Origin of the sequence: Specibacter sp. RAF43 (genome assembly GCF_052114065.1) — a bacterium.
Lineage (GTDB): Bacteria > Actinomycetota > Actinomycetes > Actinomycetales > Micrococcaceae > Specibacter.
The window spans coordinates 34,436-57,633 of record NZ_JBFREA010000010.1; the positions used below are offsets into that span (position 1 = coordinate 34,436).

The 23,198-nt window shown below is 68.1% G+C and carries 27 protein-coding genes; 16 read left to right on the forward strand and 11 right to left on the reverse strand.

Annotation, left to right across the window (positions count from 1 at the left end):
• Window positions 1-7: 7 nt before the first annotated feature.
• The 5 genes from AB4Y80_RS07165 to AB4Y80_RS07185 form a co-directional block, all read right to left on the reverse strand.
• Window positions 8-244, reverse strand: a complete 237-nt coding sequence (locus tag AB4Y80_RS07165; RefSeq protein ID WP_442213130.1) for a heavy-metal-associated domain-containing protein — start codon at window positions 242-244, stop codon at window positions 8-10.
• A 4-nt stretch (window positions 245-248) separates the two neighbouring features.
• On the reverse strand, window positions 249-572 hold the full coding sequence (locus tag AB4Y80_RS07170) for a metal-sensitive transcriptional regulator (RefSeq protein WP_442213132.1): 324 nt from the start codon (window positions 570-572) through the stop codon (window positions 249-251).
• Between the two features lie 27 nt (window positions 573-599).
• The gene (locus tag AB4Y80_RS07175; RefSeq protein WP_442213134.1) at window positions 600-1,604 is read right to left on the reverse strand and encodes an NAD(P)-dependent alcohol dehydrogenase; all 1,005 of its coding nucleotides are present in this window, start codon (window positions 1,602-1,604) and stop codon (window positions 600-602) included.
• Complete coding sequence (locus AB4Y80_RS07180) at window positions 1,601-2,353, reverse strand: DUF4386 domain-containing protein (protein WP_442213136.1); 753 nt, start codon at window positions 2,351-2,353, stop codon at window positions 1,601-1,603. Before AB4Y80_RS07180 ends, AB4Y80_RS07175 begins: the two co-directional genes overlap by 4 nt.
• A 204-nt stretch (window positions 2,354-2,557) precedes the next feature.
• Window positions 2,558-3,304, reverse strand: a complete 747-nt coding sequence (locus tag AB4Y80_RS07185) for a TetR/AcrR family transcriptional regulator (RefSeq protein ID WP_442213137.1) — start codon at window positions 3,302-3,304, stop codon at window positions 2,558-2,560.
• A 145-nt stretch (window positions 3,305-3,449) separates the two neighbouring features.
• On the opposite strand from AB4Y80_RS07185, the gene AB4Y80_RS07190 reads away from it, so the two are divergent.
• Together AB4Y80_RS07190 and AB4Y80_RS07195 are read left to right on the forward strand one after the other, a co-directional pair.
• The gene (locus tag AB4Y80_RS07190; RefSeq protein WP_442213139.1) at window positions 3,450-4,571 is read left to right on the forward strand and encodes a WD40/YVTN/BNR-like repeat-containing protein; all 1,122 of its coding nucleotides are present in this window, start codon (window positions 3,450-3,452) and stop codon (window positions 4,569-4,571) included.
• A gap of 26 nt (window positions 4,572-4,597) precedes the next feature.
• Window positions 4,598-4,891, forward strand: coding sequence for a MoaD/ThiS family protein (locus AB4Y80_RS07195; protein ID WP_442213141.1), 294 nt, complete (start codon window positions 4,598-4,600; stop codon window positions 4,889-4,891).
• 15 nt (window positions 4,892-4,906) lie between these two features.
• Here the strand turns inward: AB4Y80_RS07195 and AB4Y80_RS07200 are convergent, their stop codons facing one another.
• Window positions 4,907-5,185, reverse strand: a complete 279-nt coding sequence (locus AB4Y80_RS07200) for an HPr family phosphocarrier protein (RefSeq protein WP_442213143.1) — start codon at window positions 5,183-5,185, stop codon at window positions 4,907-4,909.
• 67 nt (window positions 5,186-5,252) lie between these two features.
• Window positions 5,253-6,938, reverse strand: a complete 1,686-nt coding sequence (gene ptsP / locus AB4Y80_RS07205; RefSeq protein ID WP_442213145.1) for a phosphoenolpyruvate--protein phosphotransferase — start codon at window positions 6,936-6,938, stop codon at window positions 5,253-5,255.
• Window positions 6,939-7,036: 98 nt separating this feature from the next.
• Here ptsP and AB4Y80_RS07210 point away from each other — a divergent pair, with 98 nt between their 5' ends.
• The 5 genes from AB4Y80_RS07210 to rlmN all read left to right on the forward strand — a co-directional run bounded on the left by AB4Y80_RS07210 (window position 7,037) and on the right by rlmN (window position 11,646).
• The gene (locus AB4Y80_RS07210; protein ID WP_442213146.1) at window positions 7,037-7,759 is read left to right on the forward strand and encodes a TetR/AcrR family transcriptional regulator; all 723 of its coding nucleotides are present in this window, start codon (window positions 7,037-7,039) and stop codon (window positions 7,757-7,759) included.
• 69 nt (window positions 7,760-7,828) lie between these two features.
• Complete coding sequence (locus tag AB4Y80_RS07215) at window positions 7,829-9,577, forward strand: pyruvate dehydrogenase (protein WP_442213148.1); 1,749 nt, start codon at window positions 7,829-7,831, stop codon at window positions 9,575-9,577.
• Between the two features lie 39 nt (window positions 9,578-9,616).
• The gene (locus AB4Y80_RS07220) at window positions 9,617-10,003 is read left to right on the forward strand and encodes a DUF1304 domain-containing protein (RefSeq protein WP_442213151.1); all 387 of its coding nucleotides are present in this window, start codon (window positions 9,617-9,619) and stop codon (window positions 10,001-10,003) included.
• A gap of 52 nt (window positions 10,004-10,055) precedes the next feature.
• A complete protein-coding gene (locus tag AB4Y80_RS07225) occupies window positions 10,056-10,256 on the forward strand; it encodes a hypothetical protein (protein ID WP_442213153.1) in 201 nt (66 codons plus the stop codon).
• Between the two features lie 73 nt (window positions 10,257-10,329).
• Window positions 10,330-11,646 (forward strand): 23S rRNA (adenine(2503)-C(2))-methyltransferase RlmN, encoded by a 1,317-nt coding sequence (gene rlmN / locus AB4Y80_RS07230; protein WP_442213155.1) that lies wholly within the window; start codon window positions 10,330-10,332, stop codon window positions 11,644-11,646.
• Window positions 11,647-11,682: 36 nt separating this feature from the next.
• On the opposite strand, the gene AB4Y80_RS07235 is transcribed toward rlmN, so the two are convergent.
• Window positions 11,683-12,354 carry a peptidyl-tRNA hydrolase gene (locus AB4Y80_RS07235; RefSeq protein ID WP_442213157.1) on the reverse strand — a complete coding sequence of 224 codons (672 nt, stop codon included), beginning with the start codon at window positions 12,352-12,354 and terminating at the stop codon, window positions 11,683-11,685.
• A gap of 93 nt (window positions 12,355-12,447) precedes the next feature.
• On the opposite strand from AB4Y80_RS07235, the gene AB4Y80_RS07240 reads away from it, so the two are divergent.
• The 5 genes from AB4Y80_RS07240 to AB4Y80_RS07260 all read left to right on the forward strand — a co-directional run bounded on the left by AB4Y80_RS07240 (window position 12,448) and on the right by AB4Y80_RS07260 (window position 18,125).
• Window positions 12,448-12,966: a LacI family DNA-binding transcriptional regulator gene (locus tag AB4Y80_RS07240; protein WP_442213159.1), complete on the forward strand. Its 519-nt coding sequence runs from the start codon at window positions 12,448-12,450 to the stop codon at window positions 12,964-12,966.
• Between the two features lie 10 nt (window positions 12,967-12,976).
• Window positions 12,977-13,738: an HAD family hydrolase gene (locus tag AB4Y80_RS07245; RefSeq protein ID WP_442213161.1), complete on the forward strand. Its 762-nt coding sequence runs from the start codon at window positions 12,977-12,979 to the stop codon at window positions 13,736-13,738.
• A 31-nt stretch (window positions 13,739-13,769) separates the two neighbouring features.
• Window positions 13,770-16,139, forward strand: a complete 2,370-nt coding sequence (locus AB4Y80_RS07250) for a glycoside hydrolase family 65 protein (RefSeq protein WP_442213163.1) — start codon at window positions 13,770-13,772, stop codon at window positions 16,137-16,139.
• Window positions 16,140-16,248: 109 nt separating this feature from the next.
• Window positions 16,249-17,514 (forward strand): aminotransferase class I/II-fold pyridoxal phosphate-dependent enzyme, encoded by a 1,266-nt coding sequence (locus AB4Y80_RS07255; protein ID WP_442213165.1) that lies wholly within the window; start codon window positions 16,249-16,251, stop codon window positions 17,512-17,514.
• A 128-nt stretch (window positions 17,515-17,642) separates the two neighbouring features.
• Window positions 17,643-18,125 (forward strand): hypothetical protein, encoded by a 483-nt coding sequence (locus AB4Y80_RS07260; RefSeq protein WP_442213167.1) that lies wholly within the window; start codon window positions 17,643-17,645, stop codon window positions 18,123-18,125.
• A gap of 47 nt (window positions 18,126-18,172) precedes the next feature.
• On the opposite strand, the gene AB4Y80_RS07265 is transcribed toward AB4Y80_RS07260, so the two are convergent.
• A complete protein-coding gene (locus AB4Y80_RS07265; protein ID WP_442213169.1) occupies window positions 18,173-18,601 on the reverse strand; it encodes an acyl-CoA thioesterase in 429 nt (142 codons plus the stop codon).
• Between the two features lie 52 nt (window positions 18,602-18,653).
• Window positions 18,654-19,373 (reverse strand): alpha/beta fold hydrolase, encoded by a 720-nt coding sequence (locus AB4Y80_RS07270; protein ID WP_442213172.1) that lies wholly within the window; start codon window positions 19,371-19,373, stop codon window positions 18,654-18,656.
• 135 nt (window positions 19,374-19,508) lie between these two features.
• On the opposite strand from AB4Y80_RS07270, the gene AB4Y80_RS07275 reads away from it, so the two are divergent.
• The 3 genes from AB4Y80_RS07275 to AB4Y80_RS07285 all read left to right on the forward strand — a co-directional run bounded on the left by AB4Y80_RS07275 (window position 19,509) and on the right by AB4Y80_RS07285 (window position 21,147).
• Window positions 19,509-19,988 (forward strand): DUF2975 domain-containing protein, encoded by a 480-nt coding sequence (locus tag AB4Y80_RS07275; protein ID WP_442213174.1) that lies wholly within the window; start codon window positions 19,509-19,511, stop codon window positions 19,986-19,988.
• Window positions 19,988-20,194, forward strand: a complete 207-nt coding sequence (locus tag AB4Y80_RS07280; protein ID WP_442213175.1) for a helix-turn-helix domain-containing protein — start codon at window positions 19,988-19,990, stop codon at window positions 20,192-20,194. Before AB4Y80_RS07275 ends, AB4Y80_RS07280 begins: the two co-directional genes overlap by 1 nt.
• Window positions 20,195-20,325: 131 nt before the next feature.
• Window positions 20,326-21,147: a nuclease-related domain-containing protein gene (locus tag AB4Y80_RS07285; RefSeq protein ID WP_442213178.1), complete on the forward strand. Its 822-nt coding sequence runs from the start codon at window positions 20,326-20,328 to the stop codon at window positions 21,145-21,147.
• A 51-nt stretch (window positions 21,148-21,198) separates the two neighbouring features.
• Here AB4Y80_RS07285 and purB read toward each other — a convergent pair whose 3' ends face one another.
• Window positions 21,199-22,641, reverse strand: coding sequence for an adenylosuccinate lyase (gene purB, locus AB4Y80_RS07290; RefSeq protein ID WP_442213180.1), 1,443 nt, complete (start codon window positions 22,639-22,641; stop codon window positions 21,199-21,201).
• 160 nt (window positions 22,642-22,801) lie between these two features.
• On the opposite strand from purB, the gene AB4Y80_RS07295 reads away from it, so the two are divergent.
• Window positions 22,802-23,182: a hypothetical protein gene (locus tag AB4Y80_RS07295; RefSeq protein ID WP_442213183.1), complete on the forward strand. Its 381-nt coding sequence runs from the start codon at window positions 22,802-22,804 to the stop codon at window positions 23,180-23,182.
• The last annotated feature ends 16 nt before the right edge of the window (window positions 23,183-23,198 follow it).

A 23,198-nucleotide genomic window follows, 5' to 3' on the forward strand; every position in this document is an offset into this window, starting at 1 on the left:
GCGCTCCTTAGGCGTTGTTGGCGACGACGAGGTAGCCGGCTTCCGCGACGGCCTCACTGATTTCGGCGGGATCGAGGGTCAAGGTGGAGGTGATGGTGACCTCCGAGAGGCCGCCGGCGTTGAGCTCGACGGCGACGCTTTCCACGCCCTTGAGCCCGGTGAGTTCCTCGGTGACGGAGTTGACGCAGTGCTCGCACGTCATGCCGGAAACGAAAAAGGCGGCGGTGTTGCGATGGGTGCTCATGCGGCTAGCTCCTTAGCAGGCGGGAAATGGCGGCGGTGGCCTCGGCGACCYTTTCGGCAACGATCTGCGGGTTGCCGGTTTCCCGGGACTCATGGGCGGCGCCGACCACGCAGTGGGCAATGTGGTCCTCGAGCAGGCCGATGCTCACGGCGTGCAGGGCCTTGTTCACGGCGGCCATCTGGGTGAGGATGTCGATGCAGTACTTGTCTTCCTCAACCATCCTGGCGATGCCGCGCACCTGCCCCTCGGCCCGCTTGAGCCGGCGCAGATAGGCCTGTTTTTCCTCGGCGTAGCCGCGGGTGGCGGCTTCATCTTCAACTGTGGTCATGGCTTAAACATATACCCCCATGGGGTATTAAGAAACTGCGTGCGGCTTCCGAGCGGATGGGGCCGCGATGCGCACGACGACGTTGCCCTTCTTCCGGCCGGCGTCGACGAAGTGATGCGCTGTGGCGATGTCTGCGAGGTCGAAGGTCCGATCGATGACGGGGCGGAAGAGTCCGGCGGCCGCCAGCTGGGAAACATCCGCGAGATCACCGCTGGTGAGCGCGACATTCCCGACCGTGATGTTCTTGCCTGTGCGTCGACTGCGGCCGTGGGCTGCGATGACGTCGGCGAGGCCGGCGATGACCGAGAGCAGCGCCCCGCCGGGCTTGACGAGCGGTTCCAGCCGCTCAAACGACGCGTTGCCGACACAGTCGACGACGACGTCGTAGGTGGTCCTCGACTCGGTGAAGTCGGCCTTGGTGTAGTCGATGACCCGGTCCGCGCCCAGGGAGCGGACCAGGGCGGTGTTTGCGCCGCTGCATACCGCGGTGACTCGTGCGCCCGCCAGGTGGGCAAGTTGTACGGCGGCGGTTCCGACCGCACCGGAGGCCCCGTTGACCAGCACCGATGCGCCCGGTGTGAGAGGTGCCCGGTTGAGGTACGCCCTGGCAGTGATCCCGCCGAAGACGAGGGCGGCTGCTTCGTCGAACGTGAGGTTGCCCGGTTTGGCGGTGATGGCGCCGTCCTGCTTCACGGTGACGTACTCGGCGTGCCCGCCGAAACTCGCACCGAGCATGGCGATCACCTCGTCGCCGGTGCGGAACCCGGTGACGTCGGCTCCCACCGCTTCGATCACTCCGGCAATATCCATTCCGAGAACCGGGCGACGCGGGTTGAGAAACCCAAGGGTGAACGAGCTCAGCAACTTCAGCCCCTTCGGGATGTCCTTGGTGCGCGATCGATGGTCGGCGGCGCTGACGGTACTGGCGTGAACCTTGACGAGCACTTCATCTCGGCGAGGGGTGGGCTTGGGCCGATCCTCGATGCGGACGACCTCCGGTCCGCCGAAACGGCGGTAGACGGCGGCCCTCATCGAACTGCCTCGGTCAACACGTCGCCGGTGGCGTCAGTGGCCGTGAGCCTGGCGACCGCGGCGGGCCTGAAGCCCTTGGTCACCAGCCATATGCCCATCCCGAACTCCCAGACGGTCAGGAACAGCGCGCCGAGTCCCGGCACGACAGACACAGGCGCCCAGAGTCCGAAGAGCACCCCGGCGGCGCCGGTGATCAGAAGTGGGGCACCGATGAATCCGAACACCGGCAAGACACGGGGCAGGAGCCCCGATTTGTACATCAGCGAGCCAAGCAGCAGCGCGTTGAACGCCGGGATGAGGCCCTGGCCCAGGAGTGTCGTCCACGTGTGCAGGGCGAGGAGCGCCTGGCCGGTGATCAGCGCTTCGTCCCCGGCGCCCGCCTGTCGGAGCGTGACAATCGCCAGGAGTGCGACAACGCCGGCAAAGATTGCGGCCGCCTCGAGGATCCGTGCGCCGACGAAGCCGAGCGCGACCCCCTCGTTCTGCCGCTTGACGACGGGGTACAAGGCGACGGCGGTTCCAATGCACGCGAGGGCGACGATGATTTCCAGGACGCTGCCAAGGATGATGGCGCTGTCCGGGCCCGGTCCCGCTATGTAGGCGGGGTCGCCCTTCACCTGGCTGTAGAGAAAGAGGGTCGGGATGGACACGAAGGTGAGCAGGTAGAGCACGCCGGCGGCCAGCGAGGTCCTTCGGAACGAGTTCGACGGCGCCGGTCTCGGAGGGGATGCCTGGGTGGTGGTCTTCATGGTGGTCTCCTGTAGCGGTGTGTGGGGTTTGCCTGCCTTCAGGTGTACAACGTACGCCTTGGTTCACAGCATAAGGTGTACTCCGTACACCTGTCAATGGGTGCATCTTGAGGGGGACAGCGGAGGCAAAGGGCGGTTACTTGGGGCCTGGGCAAGCCGCGTGGAGGCACGCTTTGGCCTGGGCGAGTCGGGCCTCTTCAGCGCTTATCGGCGCGGGTCTTGGACCCTGTCCAGCCTGGCCTGTTGTGACGACCAGCGCTGCTGATGGAGCCGCTCGAAGCCGTCCAGCAACAGATCGAGGGCGAATTCGAACTCAAACTGATCGTCGCAGCCATGCCCGACAACCGAGCCGTCGTCGTGTTGGGCTGCCATGGCCAGCGTAACGACGTTCGGATATCGCGCGGCCATCTCCTTGAAAAGTGCCTCCCGGACCTCCGGCCGGACCTCCGGCGGGACCTCGGCCGCGGGGTCGGCGGGCGTGGTGAACAGTTCCTGGGTGAATCCCCACATCCGGCTGCCGATGGCATGCATGACGTGATGGGCCAGGTCCGCGGAGAAGCCGCCGGCGAGGAACATACCAATGAACGAGTTCATGTAGCCCAGAACGGCAGGGGACTGGTTGGTGCGGGTCTCGAGTACCTGCCGGGCCCATTGGTGGCGCTGGAGCATGCGCCGCGCCGAGAGCACCCTGAGCCGGACGGCGTTCTTCCAGTCGGTATCGGGGACGGCGGGATCGATCTCCCCGACGATGGTCTCGACCATGCCGTCGAGGAGTTCCTCCTTGTTCGCTACATGTTTATAGAGGGCCATCGGCACCACGTGGAGCTCCTGGGCCAGCCGGCGCATGCTCAGCGGGCCGATGCCCACTTGGTCGGCAAGCGAAACTGCCGCCTCCAGCACGCGCTCCCTATTGAGCCGTACCCGTCGTTTCGCTTCGATGCGCTGAGCCACTTCCACTTCCTGCCGACGTCCGTCTCCCGTATTAACAAGAGTACATCGTACACCTTGGCTTCACGCCGGTCGTGAAGGGCCGACGCGGGGAAGTTGCGTGCCCAAACCCCTTGCCGCGCGGCCCGGGCGGTGGTCGAATTTAGGGATGGCAAGCAATGGAGCACCAGCAGAGGCAAAGTCCGGCAATTTCCTGCTGGCCGTGGGCACGAAGAAGGGCCTGTGGCTTGGCACCAGCACCGACAGGGTGAATTTCACGTTCACCGGCCCGCACTTTTTGATGCACGAGATCCCCAGCATCGGCATCGACACCCGCGACGGCCGCACCCGCATCCTGGTCGGCCTGCGCAGCGAGCACTGGGGCCCCACCGTGGCGCACTCGGACGACCTTGGTGAAACCTGGCAGGAGCCGGAGCACGGCGCCATCACCTTTCCGGAAGACACCGGGGCGGCGCTGGAACGGGTGTGGCAGATCCAGCCGGACAGCGCGGAGCGCCCGGGCGTGGTCTGGGCCGGCTGCGAGCCCATCTCCGTGTGGAAGTCGACCGACGGCGGCGAGCACTTTGAGTTGAACCGCGGACTGTGGGACCACCCCCACCGCCCGGACTGGGGTGCCGGATTTGGCGGCGCGGCGGCGCACACCGTCCTGCCCAGCCCGGCGGACCCCAACACCATCCATGTGGCCATGAGCACCGGGGGCGTGTACCGCAGCACGGATGCCGGCGCGTCCTGGGAGGCCCGGAACAAGGGGATCACGGCGTATTTCATGCCGGATCCGCTCCCGGAATTCGGCCAGTGCGTCCACAAGATCGCCCGGGACCCCAATACGCCGGACACCTTGTATGCGCAAAACCACCACGGCGTCTACCGCACCGATGACAACGGCGACACCTGGACGTCGATCGCCGCGGGCCTGCCCACCGATTTCGGCTTCACGGTCCTGGCCCATCCGCGCCGCTCCGGCACGGCCTGGGTGATCCCGATCAAGGCCGACGGCGAGCGGATCCCCCCGGACGGGCAGCTGGCCGTGCACCGGACGGACGACGCCGGCCAGTCCTGGACACGGTTGGCCGACGGTCTGGCGCAGCCGGACTACAACGTGGTGCTCCGGGATGCGGCCGCGGTGGACACGGCCGAGCCGACCGGCCTGTACTTTGGCACGCGCGGCGGTTCCGTTTATGCCAGCGCCGACGAGGGTGCCGGCTTCACCGAGGTCCTCACCCACCTGCCGGACGTCCTGTGCGTCCGGGCCGCCGCCGTCGCACGCTAAGCCGCCAAAAGTTGAGGGAGGGACCGGTGTCACACGAGGTGACGGTGTTGATTCCCAGCCTGTTGCGGCCGTTGGTGGGGGACAGCGCCGAATTGCGGCTGGCCGTGGAGCCGGCGGGCGCCACGGTGGCGGAGCTGCTGGACGTCATCGGCGCGGAATTTCCGCTGTTTGGCCGGCGCGTACGGGACGAGACCGGTGGGCTGCGCCGGTTCGTGAACATTTACCTTAACGGCGACGACGTCCGCCGGCTGGACGGGCTGAAAACGCAGGTGGCCGCCGGCCGGGAGCTGATGGTGATTCAGTCTGTGGCCGGCGGCTGAGGCCCCGGGAACCGCCTAGACGGCGTCGAGGTCCGTTTCCAGCATCGCAACCAGCGTCTCGAGGGCGGCGTCGGCCCCGTCGCCCTCGGCCCGCAGCACCACCACGCTGCCGTGCTCCGCGCCAAGAGTCATCAGGGACAGGATGCTGCTGGCATCCATGGCGTCCTCGGCCGGGGCGCCGGCCATGGCGATGGTGACCTCCACGCCTACCTCGCCGGCCGCCGCGGCGAAAAGGGCGGCGGGCCGGGCGTGCAGGCCGGAGCTGCTGGCAACGGTCGCTGTGCGTTCGGACATGGTTCCTCCTGTGGGACGGGGTGGGGCCGAGGCGGGCCGGCGATCCGGTCCACGGCTGAAGAATACTCTAGAGGCCGAGCTCGGCCAGGATGGGCAATTTCTCCCGTGCCCGCTCCCGCGCCTCCGCGGGACCGGTTGCCGCCAGGGCCACCTTGGCAATTTCCTGGGCCTCTTCCAGGGTGACGGTGGCCAGGACGGCGCCCACGGCGGCCAGCGCCCGGGCCGTCATGGACAGGGACGACACGCCCAGGCCCACCAGCACGACGGCGAGGGCCGGGTCCGCGGCCGCCTCACCGCAGACCCCCACGGGCTTTCCGCCGCCTTGGGCCGCGGCGCCGGCCACCGTCAGGGCGACCAGCTGGAGCACGGCCGGTTGCCACGGGTTGTTCAGGGCGGCCAGCGGCCCCAGCTGGCGGTCGGCGGCCATCGTGTACTGCGTCAAATCATTCGTGCCCAGGCTGGCGAATTCAACCTCGGCCAAGATGGCTCCGGCCGTCACCGCCGCGGACGGCACCTCGACCATGACCCCGGGCGTCCGAAGCCCGGCGTCGGCGCACATCGACGCGAACCGGGCCGCCTCCGCGGCGGTGGAAATCATGGGCGCCATGACCCACACCTCGGCCGCCGACGTCCGGGCCGCCTCCGCGATGGCCTGCAGCTGGCGGGCCAAAACGCCGGGGGAGGCCGTGTCCGTCCGGAAGCCGCGCACGCCCAGCGCCGGATTCGGCTCCGTCGCATCGCTGAGGAAGGGCAGGGGCTTGTCCGCGCCGGCGTCGAGCGTGCGGATCACCACCTTCTTGCCGGGGAACGCGTCAAAGACGCCCTTGTACGCCGCCACCTGCTCCGCCCGGTCCGGCTCGGTTTCCCGGTCCAGGAAGCAGAACTCGGTCCGCAGCAGCCCCACGCCCTGGGCGCCGGCCGCCGCGGCCTTCGCCGCATCGGCGGCACCGCCCACATTGGCGAGCAGCGGGATGCGGCGGCCGTCCGCCGTCGTTCCGTTCCCGTCAAAGACGGCCAGGTTGGCGGCGTTGGCCGCCCACGCCGCGGCCGCCGCACGATCGGCGTCCGAAGGCTCGGTGGCGATGGTGCCGGCCGCGCCGTCGACGTAGACTTCCGTGCCGTCCGCCAGCCGGTCAATGCCGGGCGCGGCGACCACGGCGGGCAGGCCGAGGGAGCGGGCGATGATGGCCGTGTGCGACTGGGGCCCGCCGCCGGCGGTGAGCAGCGCCACCACCTTGGCCGGATCGAGGGTGGCGGTGTCGGCGGGCGCCAGGTCTTCGGCAACCAGGATGAAGGGCGTGTTGGATACGGGGATGCCGGGCGCCGGCACACCGCGCAGGGCGGCCACGATCCGCGCCCGGACGTCCAGGACGTCAGCGGCCCGCTCGGCCATGTAGCCGCCGAGGTTCACCAGCATGGCCGCAACGGCCTCGGCCGCGTCCCAGACGGCGCGTTCGGCCGACGAGCCCGCGGTGATCAGCTTGGCGGCCGCCTTAATGAGCATGGGATCGGTGGCCATGAGCGCGGTGGCCTCCAGGACCGCCTTGGCGTCGGCCCGGGCCGCGGCGGCCCGCTCCCGCAGTTCCGCCTGCACGGCTTGGGCCGCCGCGTGCAGGGCGGAGACGGCCTCATCGGCACTTGTACCGGCCGCGAGCTTCTCGCCCGCGGGCGGCTCGGCCACCGGACGGGGCATCGCCCTGACGGGCCCCACGATGCGTCCGGGACTGACGCCCACTCCGAGGAAATTCCGCATAGAAGGTCCTTTGCTCCTGTAATGGCGCCGCCGCGAGAGTCGAAATACTCGTGTGGCGTACTTCATATAGCGTTGTTATAGGTGTTAGGGTAGCAGTCATGAACTTTGACGGCCAGCTTCCAGCCAAGGCCAGGTTGCTGAAGGCGGCGGCCGAGTTGCTGGCCCATTCGGCCGGGGAGCCGGTCTCGACCCGGGCGATCACCGAGCTGGCGGGGGTGAGCGCACCCACCCTGTACCACCACTTTGGTGACAAGGAGGGGTTGTTTAATGCGGTCATCGACGAGGGCTTCAAGGAGTACGTGGCCGGTGAGCGCAACTTCGTGCCCACCGGGAAACCGCTCGCGGACGTGCGCCAGATTTGGGACAACCACCTCCGTTTCGGACTCGAGAACCCGCAGCTCTACTCGGTGATGTTCGGCAACATCCGCCCGGAAAGCCGGCCCGCCCGGGTTGCCGAGGCGGAAGGCTTCATGGAGGAAATGCTGGAGAAGGCGGCCGCGGCCGGCCAGCTGCGCGTTCCGCCCCGTGAGGCCGCGCGAAGCATCTTGGCGGCCAACGTCGGCGTCACGCTGATGTTGACGGCGGAACCGGCCGCCGAACGCAACTTTGAGCTGTCCGTCATGACCCGCGAGGCCGTGATCTCGGCCGTTTCCTCGGCGGCGGAACTGGCCACCGCCGAAACCCCCGTCGGCGCCTCGTCCGTGGTGGTGGCGGCCATTGCCCTGAATGCGGCGCTGGAGTTCTCCCACCCGGCGCAACTCTCCGGCACGGAGCTGAAACTGTTCCTGGAATGGCTGCACCGGATTGCCCAGACTGCCTAAGTGAGCAGGCCGGACTATATTGGCAGCTAAGCGTTCTTGAGGTGTCCCCAACCGCAGAAAGTTGTGCCCATGGCCAAGGAACTAGCCGCCCAACTCATCGCAGCGCTGCAAACCGCCGGCGTGCGGCGCATCTACGGGATAGTGGGCGACAGCCTCAACCCGCTGGTGGACGCCGTGCGCAAGACCGGAGGGTCGTCCAACGGCGGCATCGACTGGATCCACGTCCGCCATGAGGAGGCCGCCGCGTTTGCCGCCGGGGCCGAGGCGCAGCTGACCGGGGAGCTGGCCGTGTGCGCGGGTTCGTGCGGACCGGGGAACCTGCACTTGATGAACGGCCTCTTCGACGCCAACCGCACCGGCGCCCCGGTGCTCGCCATCGCCTCGCACATTCCCAGCAAACAAATCGGCAGCGACTTCTTCCAAGAGACCCACCCGGACCGGATCTTTGACGAATGCTCGGTGTATTCGGAGCTGGTCAGCACGGCCGAGCAGGCGCCGCGCGTGTTGCACAACGCCATCCAGCACGCGGTGGGGTTGCGCGGCGTGGCCGTCATGACGCTTCCCGGGGACGTCGCCGGCCTGCCGGCCGCCGCGCCGTCGCCCCTGCTGCGGCCGCTGCGACCGGCCAGCCTGGTGCCGGCGCAGGAGAGCGTCGCCGAGCTGGCCGAGGCCATCAACCGGGCGGAGAAGGTGGCCATTTTTGCCGGCGCCGGCGTCCAGGGGGCCCATGACGAGGTGGTGGCGCTGGCCGAGAGGATCAAGGCCCCGATCGGCCACAGCCTGCGCGGGAAGGATTTCATCCAATACCGCAACCCCTTTGACATTGGCATGACCGGGCTGCTGGGCTACGGCGCGGCGGCGGAAGGGATAGCGGACGCGGACCTGCTGATCCTGCTCGGCACGGACTTCCCCTACGACCAATTCCTGCCGGCCACCCGGACCGCCCAGGTGGACCGGGCCCCGCAGCACCTGGGTCGGCGCACGGACGTGGACGTGGCCGTCCATGGTGACGTCCTGCCCACCCTCCAGGCGCTCCTGCCGCTGGTCAAGGAGAAGAAGAATTCGAAGTTCCTGGCCGCAATCTTGAAAAAACATGACCGGCTGATGAACAAGGCGGTGGGCGCCTACACGCGCAAGGCCGAGAAGATTGTGCCCATCCACCCCGAATATGCGGCCTCGCTGCTGGATGAAATCGCGGCCGAGGACGCCGTCTTCACGGCCGACACCGGCATGTGCAATGTGTGGACGGCTCGCTACATCAATCCGCTGGGCACCCGCCGGCTGATCGGCTCCTACCTCCACGGCTCCATGGCCAATGCCCTGCCGCAGGCCATCGGCGTGCAGGCGGCCTACCCGGGCCGGCAGGTCATCTCCGTCTCCGGCGACGGCGGCCTGTCCATGCTGCTGGGCGAGTTGATCACCGTGGCCGCGCACCGGCTGCCCGTCAAGGTGGTCGTGTTCAACAATTCCACGCTGGGCATGGTGAAGCTGGAAATGCTCGTTGACGGCCTGGCGGACTTTGGCGTGGACGTCCCGGACGTGAACTACGCTGCCGTCGCGGCCGCACTGGGCTTCCATGCCGTCCGGGTCACCGATCCGGCGGACATTGCCGGCGCCTACCGGGCCGCCTTTGCCCACGACGGCCCGTCCCTGGTGGAGCTGATCACCGATCCCAATGCGCTGTCCATCCCGCCCAAGCTCAAGGGCGGCCAGGTCATCGGCTTCGCGACGGCCATGTCCAAGGTCGTGCTCAACAAGGGTGCCGGCGAGGCCGTCAGCATGGCCCGGAGCAATCTGCGCAACATCCCGCGCGGCTAGTAATCCACAAGCCGCCGCCATCGAGGAAAAGGACGTCCCATGCTCACCATCGCACTCATCTTTGCCGGGCTGGCGGCCCTGGAGCATGTCTACATCTTTGTGTTGGAATCGCTGCGCTGGACCGCCCCGGCGACCCGCAAGATCTTCGGCATCAGCGGCGAGGAGGCCCGGGCCACCCGGGAACTGGCGTTCAACCAGGGCTTTTACAACTTGTTCCTGGCCCTGGTGGCGCTCGCGGGCATCATCGCGGYCGCCGCCGGGCACCGCGGCGTCGGCGCCGCGCTGATCCTTGCCGGCGCCGGGTCGATGGTCCTGGCCGGGCTGGTGCTGCTGATCTCCTCGCCGGCCAAGGCCAAGGCGGCCCTGGTGCAGCTCGCCCCGCCGCTCGTCGCCGTCGTACTGATCGCACTGTGGCTGGCCGGATAAAGCCATTGAATCCGGCAGCCGGCAGGCATAGCGTTTAAGGACATCCAAGGGGGTGGCCAAAGTGGAAATACATCTGTGGTGGCTTGAGCTGGACCTGGCGGCGAAGGAGTGGCTGCGCGAAAATCTGGAGGCCGAGACGCTGCCGGAGCCCGTCCTGGCCGCAGTGGTCGCCTCCGGCGGCGACGTGGTCAACGGCACGCTGACCGTGCGGGAATGGAACTTCATAGAAACGCAATCGGAGTTTGTCGACTGACCGGCACGCGCGCCGATGTGATATTAACACCAGGATCGCCCGCTGCGGTGGCATGTAAGGGACAATGGGAGGGATGACTCCCCCCAAAAGCACTCCCAGCACCCTTGCATCCGACGCGCCTGTCTCCGACGCGCCTGTCTCCGGCGCGCCTGTCTCCGACGCGCCGACGGCCCCGCGCCCCCCTCGCGGCGCGGGCAAGCCGGCCCAGGTTCTGCCCGCCGCCGAGGGTTGGACCCAGGCCACGGGACCCGGGGGACGCCCGCTGCTCCAGTTCAAGTCCCCCCGCGTGTCCCAGCCGCCCGTGCACCTGGCTGATATGACGCTGCCCGAACGGGAGGCGAAGTTCAAGGAGATGGGCCTGCCGGCGTTCCGCGCCAAGCAGCTCTCCGTGCACTATTTTCAGCACTACACCACCGATCCGGAGCGGATGAGCGACCTCCCCAAGGACCGCCGCGCCGAGATTGTTGAGACCATGTTCCCCAAGCTGCTCACCGAGGTCAAGCGGCTTACCACGGACAGCGGGGACACCATCAAGTTCCTGTGGCGGCTCTTTGACGGCTCGCTCGTGGAGTCCGTGCTCATGCGCTACCCCGGGCGCATCACCCTATGCGTCTCCAGCCAGTGCGGTTGCGGCATGAACTGCCCGTTCTGCGCCACCGGCCAGGCCGGGCTGACCCGCAACATGTCAACGGCGGAGATCCTGGACCAGATCGTCCAGGCCAATCGGGTCATCGCCGAAGGCGGGCTGGGCGGGCGGCGCGGGGCCGACCGGGACGCCGAACGCCACGACGCCGAGCGCGTCACCAACATCGTCTTCATGGGCATGGGGGAGCCGCTGGCCAACTACAAGCGCGTCATGAATGCGGTGCACCGCATGGTGGCCCACGCTCCCGAGGGTCTGGGCATGAGCGCCCGCGGCATCACCGTATCCACCGTGGGGCTGGTGCCGGCTATCTACAAGCTGGCCGAAGAGAACCTCGCCGTGACCTTTGCGTTGTCCCTGCACGCCCCCGACGACGAGCTGCGCAACGACCTGATCCCGGTGAACTCCAAGTGGAAGGTTGATGAGGCCCTGGATGCGGCCTACAACTACTACAAGGTCACCGGCCGTCGCGTGTCCATCGAGTACGCGCTGATCAAGGACATGAACGACCACCCCTGGCGTGCGGACCTGCTGGCGAAAAAGCTCAATGCGCGCGGCCGAGGCTGGGTCCATGTGAACCCCATCCCGCTGAACCCAACCCCCGGCTCCATCTGGACGTCCTCGGAGCCGGCTGTCATGGCGGAATTCATCGACCGGCTCATCGAGGCCGGTGTGCCCACCACCCTGCGCGACACCCGGGGCAAGGAGATCGACGGGGCCTGCGGGCAGCTCGCCGCCGCCGAGTAGCGTCTTTGGGACGACGGCCAAGCCCCGCCAGGGACGTCAGTTCCTCCCGAAGTTTCCCCCGAAGTCGGCCACGACGTACGCGGTGGTGGAGCCGGGCTCAATTTCGGTGCGGCCCGCATCCGCAATGACCGGGCCGGAGGCGCGCCGGGCGCCCTCGCGGAAGTCCCTGGCCCCGGCACGCACCACGCCCACCGGGAATCCGGCGGCGGCCCAGGCGTCCACGGCGGCCTGGCCGGCATCGAGCAGCCACGCAAAGAGCGCATGGGCGGCCTGGGCGGCGGCCTTGCCGGTGGACATCCCCAGGGATCCGTTCAAGACAATGGTCAGCTGTTGGGCGGGCAGCGGGGTCCCGCCGGGCAGCTGCGTTCCGGAGACCTGCAATTTGGCGAGCAGCTTCGGCAGGGAAGCGGCGGGCATGGGCGGCAAACCGATGGCCCCGGCCGTGCCCACCTCGGCCAGGACGTGGTCCGGGAAAGCCGCAAGCACCTTGGCAAACATTTTCGCGTCCGCCCGGCGCACCGATTTGGCAAAGGCTCCCGCCGCCCAGATTTGCCAATCCGGGTTTTCCGGGGCGCGCATGAACGCCTGGACGGACGCCAGTGCCGCGGCGGCGATGCCCTCGTCGCGGCCGGCCGGATCCACCCGGTCCACGAGCAGGACGATCGGCTGGACAAGTTCCTCGGGCATGCGTTCGGCTGGCTCACTCACGTCCCAAGCCTATGCCGCAACGGCCYCGGCGGCAGCCGGCGCCCTCCTCCTTGATTGAAGATTTGTCAGCGCTTACAATCTATGGTGCGGTGCGTGATCCCCACCGTCATCACGCTTGGAAAGGGCTGGGCAGGTGTCRCATGGCCAATCCTGAGCGCCACGGTCCACGACGTCGCCCTCTCCGGCCTGTCCCTCTGCACCGTCTCCCGGACGCTGCGGAACCTGCCCAAAGTGTCCGGGACGGCGCGGCGCCAGGTGGCCGGCGCCGCCGGGAAGCTCGGCTACACGGCGCCGGCCGCGGCGCCCCGCGTGGCCGTGGCCAGTGTGGGGATGGGYCGGGTACCGTGGGACAATGTGGGCATCGATGACGAGCACGCCGCCTGGCTGGCCACCACCCACCTGCTGGAGCGGGGCCACCGGGACGTGGCGGTGTTGACCGGGCCGGCCGGGCGGGGCAATTTTGTGCGAACCTCCGCTGATCGGCTCGCGGGATTCCATCGCGCCTTGGCCGAACATGACCTCCTCGCACGCCCGGCGAACACCGGCAAGGCCGCCCACCATCTGATGGATACTAAGATCATTGAACGCAAAACCACGCGCCGCAAGCGCTGAACGGACCACCGTGAACCCGACCGAACCGCCCGCCGTGTCCGGCCCCGCCCCCTCCAGCAGCACCGCCTGGACGGGGGCCGCCGCCCTGCTGTTTGACCTCGACGGCGTGCTGACGCCCACCGCCCTGGTGCACGAACGGGCCTGGCAGGAACTCTTTGACGGTTACCTGGCCGAGACCGGACACGCCGAAAATTATCGCTCCAGCGACTACTTCGACTACATCGACGGCAAACCGCGCTTTGACGGGGTCCGGGACTTCCTGGCCTCCCGCGGCATCACCCTCCCGGAAGGACCGCTGGACGACGACCCCGCCCACACCACCGTCCACGGCCTGGGCAACCGCAAGAACCTGATCTTCAACCACATCGTCGAGACCAACGGCGTGGAACCCTACGCCGGATCGGTGCGCTTCGTCCAGGCCGCGCTGGCCCGCGGACTCAAGCTCGCCGTCGTCTCTTCCTCACGGAACGCGCCCGCCGTCCTGGCCGCAGCCGGGCTGGCGCGCTACTTCCCGGTGGTGGTCGACGGGCAGGTTGCGGCCCGGGCCGGGCTGCCGGGCAAACCGGATCCCGCCACGTTCACCTATGCCGCCGCACTGCTGGGCGTCGCCACCGAAGACTGYATCGTGGTGGAGGACGCCGTCTCCGGAGTGCAGGCCGGCAGGGCGGGCAACTTCCACTCCGTGATTGGCGTGGACCGCGGCGCGGGACGGGCCACCCTCCTGGACGCCGGCGCCACGTTTGTGGTCGGCGACCTCGACGAACTCCTCTAAGACCTTTCACCCCAAAGGAACATTCCCCACCATGACACTGATCAGCTCCGACCGGCTGCGTTTTCCCTGCGAGCCGTGGCAGCTTATGGAGACAACGCACGCCCCCAACGACGACGACGGCACCCTGGAAACGCTCATGGCGATCGGGAACGGCCACCTGGGCATCCGCGGCGCCCGTTCCGTGGGAGGCGAGGGCGTGCTGCCGGGAACGTTCATTAACGGCTTCCACGAAACCTGGGACATCAAGCACGCCGAGAATGCGTTTGGATTTGCCCGCACGGGCCAGCGGATCGTCTATGTCCCGGACGCCGGAAACTTTAGTGTTTCCATCGACGGCGAGGCGCTCTCGATGGCCGAGTCCACCATTTTGGACTACCGGCGCAGCGTCGATTTTGCCACCGGCATCTACCAATGCACCGTCCTGTGGGCGTGCCGCTCCGGGGCCACCGTCACGACGATCGCCCGGCGCGCCGTTGGCTTCGATTCCCGCGGGTCCCTCGGCATCGAACTCTCGATCACGGCGGACCGGGAGGTCTCCGCGGACGTCACCTCCGCGATCATCAACCGGCAGGACCAGCCGGTGGAGGAACAATCCATCCACGATCCGCGCCGCGCCGGCCGGCACGCGGACAGGATCCTGGTGCCCCTGCACTTGCAGGGCACGGGCGGGTCACTGCGCCTGGCCTGGGAAACGGCCGCGTCCCACCAGCGCGTGGCGATGGCCGTGGACCACCGGATCTCCGGGGAACAACAGCCGTTTGAGACGGTAGTCGGCCCCGACCAGTCCACCGTCCGCTGGGTCTTCGCCATTGAGGGCGGCCAGACCTTCCGCCTGGAGAAGAGCGTCAGCTACGTCACGGCCGAGCAAAGCGTCGCGGAGGACCGCGGGGAGCAGCTGGCCGCCGCGGCGGAGGCGGCCCTGGTGGGGGTCGGAGCCATTTTCGCCGAAAGCATCGCGCACTACCAGCGGTACTGGACCACCGCGGACATTGTGCTGACCGGGCAGCCAGAGCTGCAGCAGGCCGTGCGCTGGAACCTGTTCCAGCTCTCACAAGCCACGGCCCGTGCCGGGGTGTCGGGCATCCCGGCCAAGGGGGTCAGCGGCTCCGGCTATGAAGGGCACTATTTCTGGGACCAGGAGATCTACCTGCTGCCCTACCTGACCTACACCAACCCCGACGGCGCCCGGATGGTGCTCCAGTCCCGGCACCTGATGCTCCCCGAGGCCCGGCGGCGGGCCGCGGAGCTCAACGTGGACGGGGCGCTGTTCCCGTGGCGGACCATCAACGGCCTGGAGGCCAGCGCCTACTACGCGGCAGGCACCGCGCAATTCCACATCGCCTCGGCCATCGCGTTCGCGGCCAACCGCTACGAATGGGCCAGCGGCGACACCGAGTTCCGCGGCGAAATCGGCGCCGACCTGCTGGTGGAAACCGCGCGCATGTGGGTGTCCCTGGGATTCTTCGGCAAGGACGGCCTGTTCCACATCCACGGGGTCACCGGCCCGGACGAGTACACGGCGGTCGTCAATGACAACCTGTACACCAACGTGATGGCCCGCTTCAACCTGCGGGCGGCCGCCGCCCTCGACGGGCACCCCGGCGTCGGCGAGACCGAGCGGCTTGTCTGGCGCCAGGCCGCGGACCGCATGTCCCTGCCCTATGACGCGCACCTGCAGGTGCACAGCCAGGACAACGACTTCATGACGCTGGAGCCGTGGGACTGGTCCACCCCGCGCTCGAAGTATCCGCTGCTGCTCCACTACCACCCGCTGGTGATTTACCGCCACCAGGTCCTCAAGCAGGCGGACACCGTGCTGGCCATGTTTTTGCAATGGCAGGATTTCACGCCGGAGGAAAAGCAGCGCGCCTTTGACTTCTACGATCCCATCACCACCGGCGATTCCACCCTGTCCGCGTGCGTGCAGGGCATCATGGCCGCGGAGGTTGGCTACCGCGACACCGCCCTGAGGCATTTCACCGAGGCGGTGTTCATCGACTTGGACAACTCCCACGCAAACACCATTGACGGTGTCCACATCGCCTCCGCCGGCGGGATCTGGAGCTCCCTGGTGAGCGGCTTTGCCGGCATGCGCGACCAAGGTGCGGTATTGCACTTTGACCCGCGCCTGCCCTTCGACTGGGACGGCCTGTCCTTCAACCTCATCGTCCGGGGCCGGCTGCTGGCCGTCAACCTGGGCCCCGACGCGATCGGCTTTACCCTGGGCGACGGGTATGACACCGCCCCGCTGGAGCTGAGCGTGCGCGGCACCAGAATCCAGGTCACCGGCGGCGAGTGGACCACGGTCCCGCTGGAGGCGGTGCCGGTGCCGGCGCCGTCCGTCTTCCCCAGCTCCTTCCCCACGGCGGGGTTCCCGGTGATCGGCACGGGATTGTCCTAGCCCCGCCCGCCTGCCGGTCCGCACGGCCCCGGGGCCGGCGTATGGCAAGCTGGGAGGCGGCGGCACCGCCGTCGTCCATTTGTCCGCCAGCCTTGCCACGGAGACCGCCATGACCCGACCCCTCACCGTTGCCGCACGAGCCCAGGTGCCGCCGTTTGCGGTGATGGATATTTTGCGTCGCGTGGCGGAATTGCGGGCACAGGGGCGCGACGTCATTTCGCTGTGTGCCGGGGAGCCGGGTGGGGGAGCGCCGTCGGAAGTGTCCGCCGCGGCCGCCGCCCTGCATGCGGGCGGGACCCCGCTGACGTATACGCCGGCCCTGGGCACCGCCGAGCTGCGCGGCGCCATCGCGGGGCACTACCGGCGCTGGTACGGCCTGGACATCCCGGCGCGGAACGTGGCCGTGACCACGGGGTCCTCCGGGGCGTTCCTGCTGACCTTCCTGTCCGCGTTCAACGCCGGGGACCGCGTGGCGCTGGCCCGGCCCGGCTACCCGGCCTACAAGAACATACTGCGCGCGCTGGGGATCGAGGTGGTGGAAGTCGATTGCGGTTCCGACACCCGGTTCCAGCCAACGCCCGCGCAGCTGGACGCCGCCGTCCGTGAGCACGGGCCGTTGGCCGGGCTCGTGCTGGCCTCCCCGGCCAACCCCACCGGAACCATGGTCTCCCGGACCGAACTGGCGGCCCTGGCGCGATGGTGCGCGAAAAATTCGGTGCGGCTGGTCAGCGACGAAATTTACCACGGCATCACCTATCCGGGCCCGGACGCGGACGGTCACGGCCCCGCCGATCCCCAGGGCGTCTGCGCCTGGGAACTGGATCCCGCCGCCGTGGTGATCTCCAGCTTCTCCAAGTACTGGGGCATGACGGGCTGGCGGCTGGGCTGGGCCATTGTTCCGGATGACCTCATCGGGGCGGTGGACGCCCTGGCCGGCAACGTGGCGCTGTGCCCGCCGGCCCCCGCGCAGCTGGCCGCGATGGCGGCATTCACCGAGGCGTCCTACGCGGAGGCCGAGAGGTCCGTGGCCGATTTTGCCCGGACCCGGGAGTACCTGCTGGCCAACGTGGGGCGGCTGGGCTGGGGCGGCGTGGCCCCGGCGGACGGGGCGTTTTACCTCTATGCCGACCTGGGGCCCGCCCTGGACGGGTTTGCCGACTCGGCCGCCTATTGTTCGACGCTGCTGGAAACCGCCGGGGTGGCCGTGGTGCCGGGCCTGGATTTTGACGCGGCGGGCGGGCGGAGCACGGTGCGGCTCAGTTTTGCCGCCGGGTTCGACGCCGTTCGTGCCGGCCTGGAGCGCATCATTGACTTCCAAGAGGCCCGGGTCCAGCAGGCCCGGGTCCGGCCGGCCGGGGGCGCGGCGAGCCGCTGACCGCCCGACCCACGGGGCATTGGCTCCTCCACCGGCGGAGCCCCCGGGGCGGTTGTCCACGCATCGGCGGGCCCCTCTTTTGCGGGGGTGGATGAACTGGGAACCTTGGTCCAGGGAAAGGACGGTCCATGGATAACAACACCGACGACACCACCGAGGACAATACCGAGAGCAACACCGACACCGACCCCGGCCACTCCGCCCGCCGGGTCAACCAGGAATTCCGGGAGCTGACGCGCGGGCTCATCGTGCCCTACCCTCACGAGTGCCTGATTTGCTTCCTGTTTCGTTTCATCGACCTCGTCAGCCTGGCCGACTTCCCCCTGGTGCGCCGGTATGCCAGCGCCAGCGCGCCCAGGGCGACGGGTTTGGTCGGGCGCCTGATGTCGCACGGGGCATACAGCGACGGTGACGTCATTCAATGGGCCGTGGTGGCCAACCCGCAGGTGTGGGACGCGGAGTGCTGTCGCGATTGCGGTGTGCCGCTGCGCGTGCCGGCCTGCCTGCAGGTCCGCCTCGGCTCAACCCAGCCATGCAGGCTGTGGCGGTGGCGGCGGGAGATGGTCTTTGACACCGGGTACCGAAGCTGGATCCCACCGGGCGGGCAGTGAACCAGTCGCGGCGTCGACCATACCCGGCTGACCGTGGTGGGCCGGCGTTACTGGCCCGGATGGGGGAGGTGCTGGTGGGGAACGCGGTCCCGGTCGTACGTGATGGTGGTGTAACCGTGCGGGGCCGGGAGTCCATCGCTGCCAAGGTTGACGAACACGATCTTCTCGATGGTCAAAATCGACTCGCGGGTGAACATGTTCCGCACTTCGGCCCGCATGGTCAGGGAGGTGCGGCCAAATACCGTCGCCGTCAGACCCATCTCGATGAGGTCGCCCTGTTGGGCCGAGGAGACGAAGTTGATCTCCGACATGTACTTCGTCACCGCGTTGCCGTTGCCGAGCTGGATGATCGCGTAGATCGCCGCTTCCTCGTCGATCCAGCGCAGCAGGCTGCCGCCAAAGAGCGTCCCGTTGGCGTTGAGATCTTCCGGACGCACCCATTTACGCGTGTGAAAGGTGATGTCGCCGGCAGCCATGGTGCAATGCTACGGCAAGCACGGGGTCCCGCCCGCCACGTGACGCGGCGGACTACGCGGTGCGGTCGTGCTCGGCGCGGTCGGCGGCGGCCAGGATGGCGGCGCCGAGCTCGACCGGTCGCGTGAACTGGGGCCAGTGGCCGGTGGGCAGGTCTACGTACTCGACGTCGCGGATGCGGGCCAGCTCCGCCACGAACGGCACGCCCGCGGCGACCCACTCGCGCAGCTGCCCCGATGTGAACTCGCAGGCGATGACCGTCACCGGCACGTCGTAGCGGCGCTCATCGGCCAGCTGCTGCCTGTCGTACGCAACGCCCCGCGGTTGCGGAATGGCACGGGCCCGGAACGCGGCCCGCAAGTCGTCCGTGAGCTCGGTGAGGTCGGCATCCTCGAAATCGTCCCACGGCGGCAACGGGACGTCGTCGCCGTCGGCCGCCAGGGAGTCATTGATGGCCAGGCCGTCGCCCAGCGGGCCGCTGTCCACATACACGGCCCGGGACACGCGGGTGGGACGGGCATCGACCACGCCGTGGATGATGGCCCCGCCGCCGGAGTGTCCCACCAGGACCACCGGCCCCTCGATGGCGTCGACCTCGGCCACGACGGCGTCGATGTGGTCACGCAGCCCGATCCCGGCCCGATCGGCGCCAACCGACTCCAGGCCGGGCAGCGTCAGCGGGTGCACATGGTGTCCGGCATCCGTGAGCGGGGGCGTGACATCCGCCCAGGAGGAGGCATCCAGCCAGAATCCGGGCACGAGGACGATATCCATGCGGACAGCCTACGCCGCCGGGCCCGCACGCGGCACCTGCACTGTGGGAGTCTCGCCGCGTCGGCGGCGAGGCGAGGCCCGCGAGAGAATGTTAAATCGATTGACACTCGATAGAAAACGAATAAGATTCGATACATGCAAAAGACTCGTCTGGCGGTAATGGCGCTCAGGATCCTGTTGTTGGTGGCCTTTGCCCTCCTGGTGCTGTTTCAAACCATGTCCCTGCCTGGGCAATTTGCTTTCATGGCGCAGGAAACCCCGGAGCTGGCGTACTTGCGCTGGCCCTTGACGGCGTTCTCGGTGGTGGAATTGATGTGCGCCCAGCTCGTGATCGTGAGCACCTGGAAGTTGTTGACCATGGTCAAACACGACCGCATCTTCACCAGGGCGGCCCTGGCATGGGTGGACGCCATCGTCTGGGCCATCGCCGCCGCCTGGGTGCTCCTGTTCGGCGTTTTCCTCTACTTCGCGAGCAGCTGGGATGATCCCGGGTGGCCGTTGATATTGATTCTCATATTGGTGGGCGGAGCCGTCCTGGGGCTGCTGATGGTGGTGATGCGCGCCCTGCTGCTGCGGGCCACCACGTTGCGCACGGACATGGATGAGGTGATCTGATGCCCATCGTGGTGCGCATCGACGTCGAGCTGGCCAAACGCAAGATGAGTGTGGGGGAATTTGCCGAACGCGTCGGGCTCACCCCGGCGAACGTCGCGGTGCTCAAGAACGGCCGGGCCAAGGCCGTTCGCCTGAGCACCCTGGAATCCATGTGCCGAGTACTTCACTGCCAGCCCGGTGACCTGCTCCAGTGGGTCGAGGAATGAACCGGCGGCGCATCCCCCGGCGCGCCGGCTAGGGCTGGCGCCGGGGACATGTGGTCAAAACGACCAATCGAATCTAAGGTGGGTGGACTTCCCAACTAGCATCGAGGGACCCTGCAGATGAGGCGGAGGACATGATTGCCATTCCCCACGGTCCAGGTCCGGCCGACGACCTGGGCGGCCGGACGCCGGGTCAGTCGGTCATCGCCGAACTGCTGACCCGGCAGGCCCAGGCGCCTCCGCGCGGCTTCCTGGCGCGAATGGTTGGCATCAGCCCGCTGACCGGCGACACGTCTGCGTGGTTCAAAGGCGCACTCGGCGAGATTGCAGTTGCTCGTCTCTTGGCGAAACTCGGCCCGGAATTTCTTGTTCTGCATGCCATTCCAGTAGGAGTTGGCAGCTCAGATATTGACCATTTGGTAATTTGTCCGGCGGGGGTCTTTACTCTCAATACAAAAAACCATTCCGGGCAAAAAGTCTGGGTCGCCGGTGGCACGGTGATGGTCAACGGCACGAAACATCCGCACATCCGCAACGCAGCGTTCGAGGCGAGGCGGGCCTGCCGGATCTTGAGCCGGGCGGTCGGGACGCCGGTGGCAGTGACCGGACTGGTGGTTGTGGTCAATCCCCGGACGTTTACCGTCAAGCAGAAGCCTGCGGGCGTGGAAATCCTGGAGAGCCGAACGCTTCAGCGCTGGTTCATGCGCCGGCCGCGCATCTTGGCGCCGGATCAAATTGCCCAAATCGTCGCCCAGGCCCGGCAACCTTCAACCTGGCATTCCGACCCGCGGACCGACGGGGACCCTGAGGTATTGAACGACCAGTTCCAGTTGCTCCACCAGACGGTCGGGAGCGCGCTCTTGCGCCGTGGACTGTGGGTTTTAGCCCTTCCGGCCACTCTGTTCGTGGCGGGAGCCCTCCACTATGAGGCCCTCATCCGGAATGCCGGCGGCTAGCGGCACCCGCGCCGTGCTGGGCGGGTGCCGCCGTCGTACCGGGCCGGGCGGCTACTTGTGCAGATGGTCCACCAGGGACTCGGCGATGCCAATGTACTTGCCCGGGGTCAACGCCAGCAGGCGGTCCTGCGCCTGCGTGGACAGCCCCAGACCGGAGACGAACTCCTTCATCCGGGCGCCGTCCACGCGGTGGCCGCGGGTCAGCTCCTTCAGGCGCTCGTATGGGTCCTCCATGCCCGGGACCCCCGCAATCGCCTCCGCCCGCATGACCATCTGAACGGCCTCGGCAAGCACCTCCCAGTTATGGTCCAGATCCTCCGCGAGCACGGCCCCGGCCGTGTCGAGCCGGCCCAGGCCGCCGAGCACGTTGTTGATGGCGAGCAGGGAGTGGCCGAAGGCGACGCCAATGTTGCGCTGGCTGGAGGAGTCGGTGAGGTCGCGCTGCCAACGGCTGGTCACCAAGGTGGCGCCGAGCGTGTCCAGCAGGGCGTTGGAGATCTCCAGGTTCGCCTCGGCATTTTCAAAGCGGATCGGGTTGACCTTGTGCGGCATGGTGGAAGAACCCGTGGCACCCGGGACCGGGACCTGGGCAAAGTAGCCGATGGAGATGTAGCTCCACACGTCCGTGCACAGGTTGTGCAGGATCCGGTTGAAGCGGGCCATGTCCGCATACAGCTCGGCCTGCCAGTCGTGCGATTCGATCTGCGTCGTCAACGGATTCCAGCTCAGGCCCAGGCCCTCGACGAAGCTCTTGGCAACGTCCTGCCAGTCGGCGGCCGGGACGGAGGCATAGTGGGCGGCATAGGTACCTGTGGCGCCGTTGATCTTCCCCAGGAACTCGGTCTTGGCAATCCGGTCCAGCTGGCGGGTCAGGCGGTGGGCGGTGACGGCCAGTTCCTTGCCGAGTGTGGTGGGGGTGGCGGGTTGGCCGTGGGTGCGCGAGAGCATCGGCACGGCACGGTTTTCCTCGGCCATCGCGGCAATCTTGGCAACCAGGGCGCGGGCCGCCGGCAACCAAACGTCCTCCACGGCGCCCTTGATGCCCACGGCGTAGGAGAGGTTGTTGATGTCTTCGCTGGTGCACCCGAAGTGCACCAATGCCTTGAGGTGCTCCAGGCCGAGGTCCGCCAGATGGTTGCCGATGAAGTACTCCACGGCCTTGACGTCGTGGAGGGTGACCTTTTCAAAGGCGGCCAGCTCGGCAATGGATTGTGCGTCAAACTCCGTGACGATGGCACGCAGGCCGGCCTGCTGCTGCGGTGTCAGCGGTTTGGTGCCGGGGAGCACGTTGGTGTTGGTCAGGTGAATGAACCATTCGACCTCCACGCCCACCCGGTCGCGGTTCAGGGCGGCCTCGGAGAGATAGTCGACCAGCGGCGCCACGGCGCCCGAGTAACGGCCGTCGAGGGGACCTAGGGCGATGCGCCCGGGGGAGGCGGCCAGCGACAGGCGGCCGGACGGGATGCGGGCGGTGGCGGATGCGGAATCAGACATGGCCCAATTCTTTCATGAACCGCCGGGTCCTCCACAGCGGGGGCCCCCGGCCAGGTCATTGACAACTGTCCCGGCGGCCGCGCCGAGGTGGCCCGGCGCGCCTAGCGTTGAAAGGGAGGAGAGACGGGAAAAGGACATGGACGACCGGATGGCGGGACCCGTGGCAGGGATTGGTGGGGTGGTGCGGGCCGGACCGGCACCCGATGACGTCGACGTGGTGGCCCTGCGCGTGAGGCAAATCGCCCAGGAGATTGACGCCATTCGGCTGGAACTTGGCCCGCTGTGGGGGGTGGACTGGCGCTCGCCGGCGGCCGCCGCGTTCCGTGAGCGCCTCCTGGAGCGCAACGACGCCCTGGCCGGGGCGGTGCGGGACGTCCAGGCCGCCGCGGCGGCCGTGCAGCTCCATGCGCGGCGGCTGAGATCCGCCGCCCCGGCAAGTGCCGGTCCGGCACTCTGGCCAGGTCTGGGCCCGGGTGCCGCCCCTTGGCCTGGTCCCGACGCCGGTGCGGATGCCGGGGACCCTGGGCGGTTCCCCGGCTGAGGGGGCTTGGCCGCTC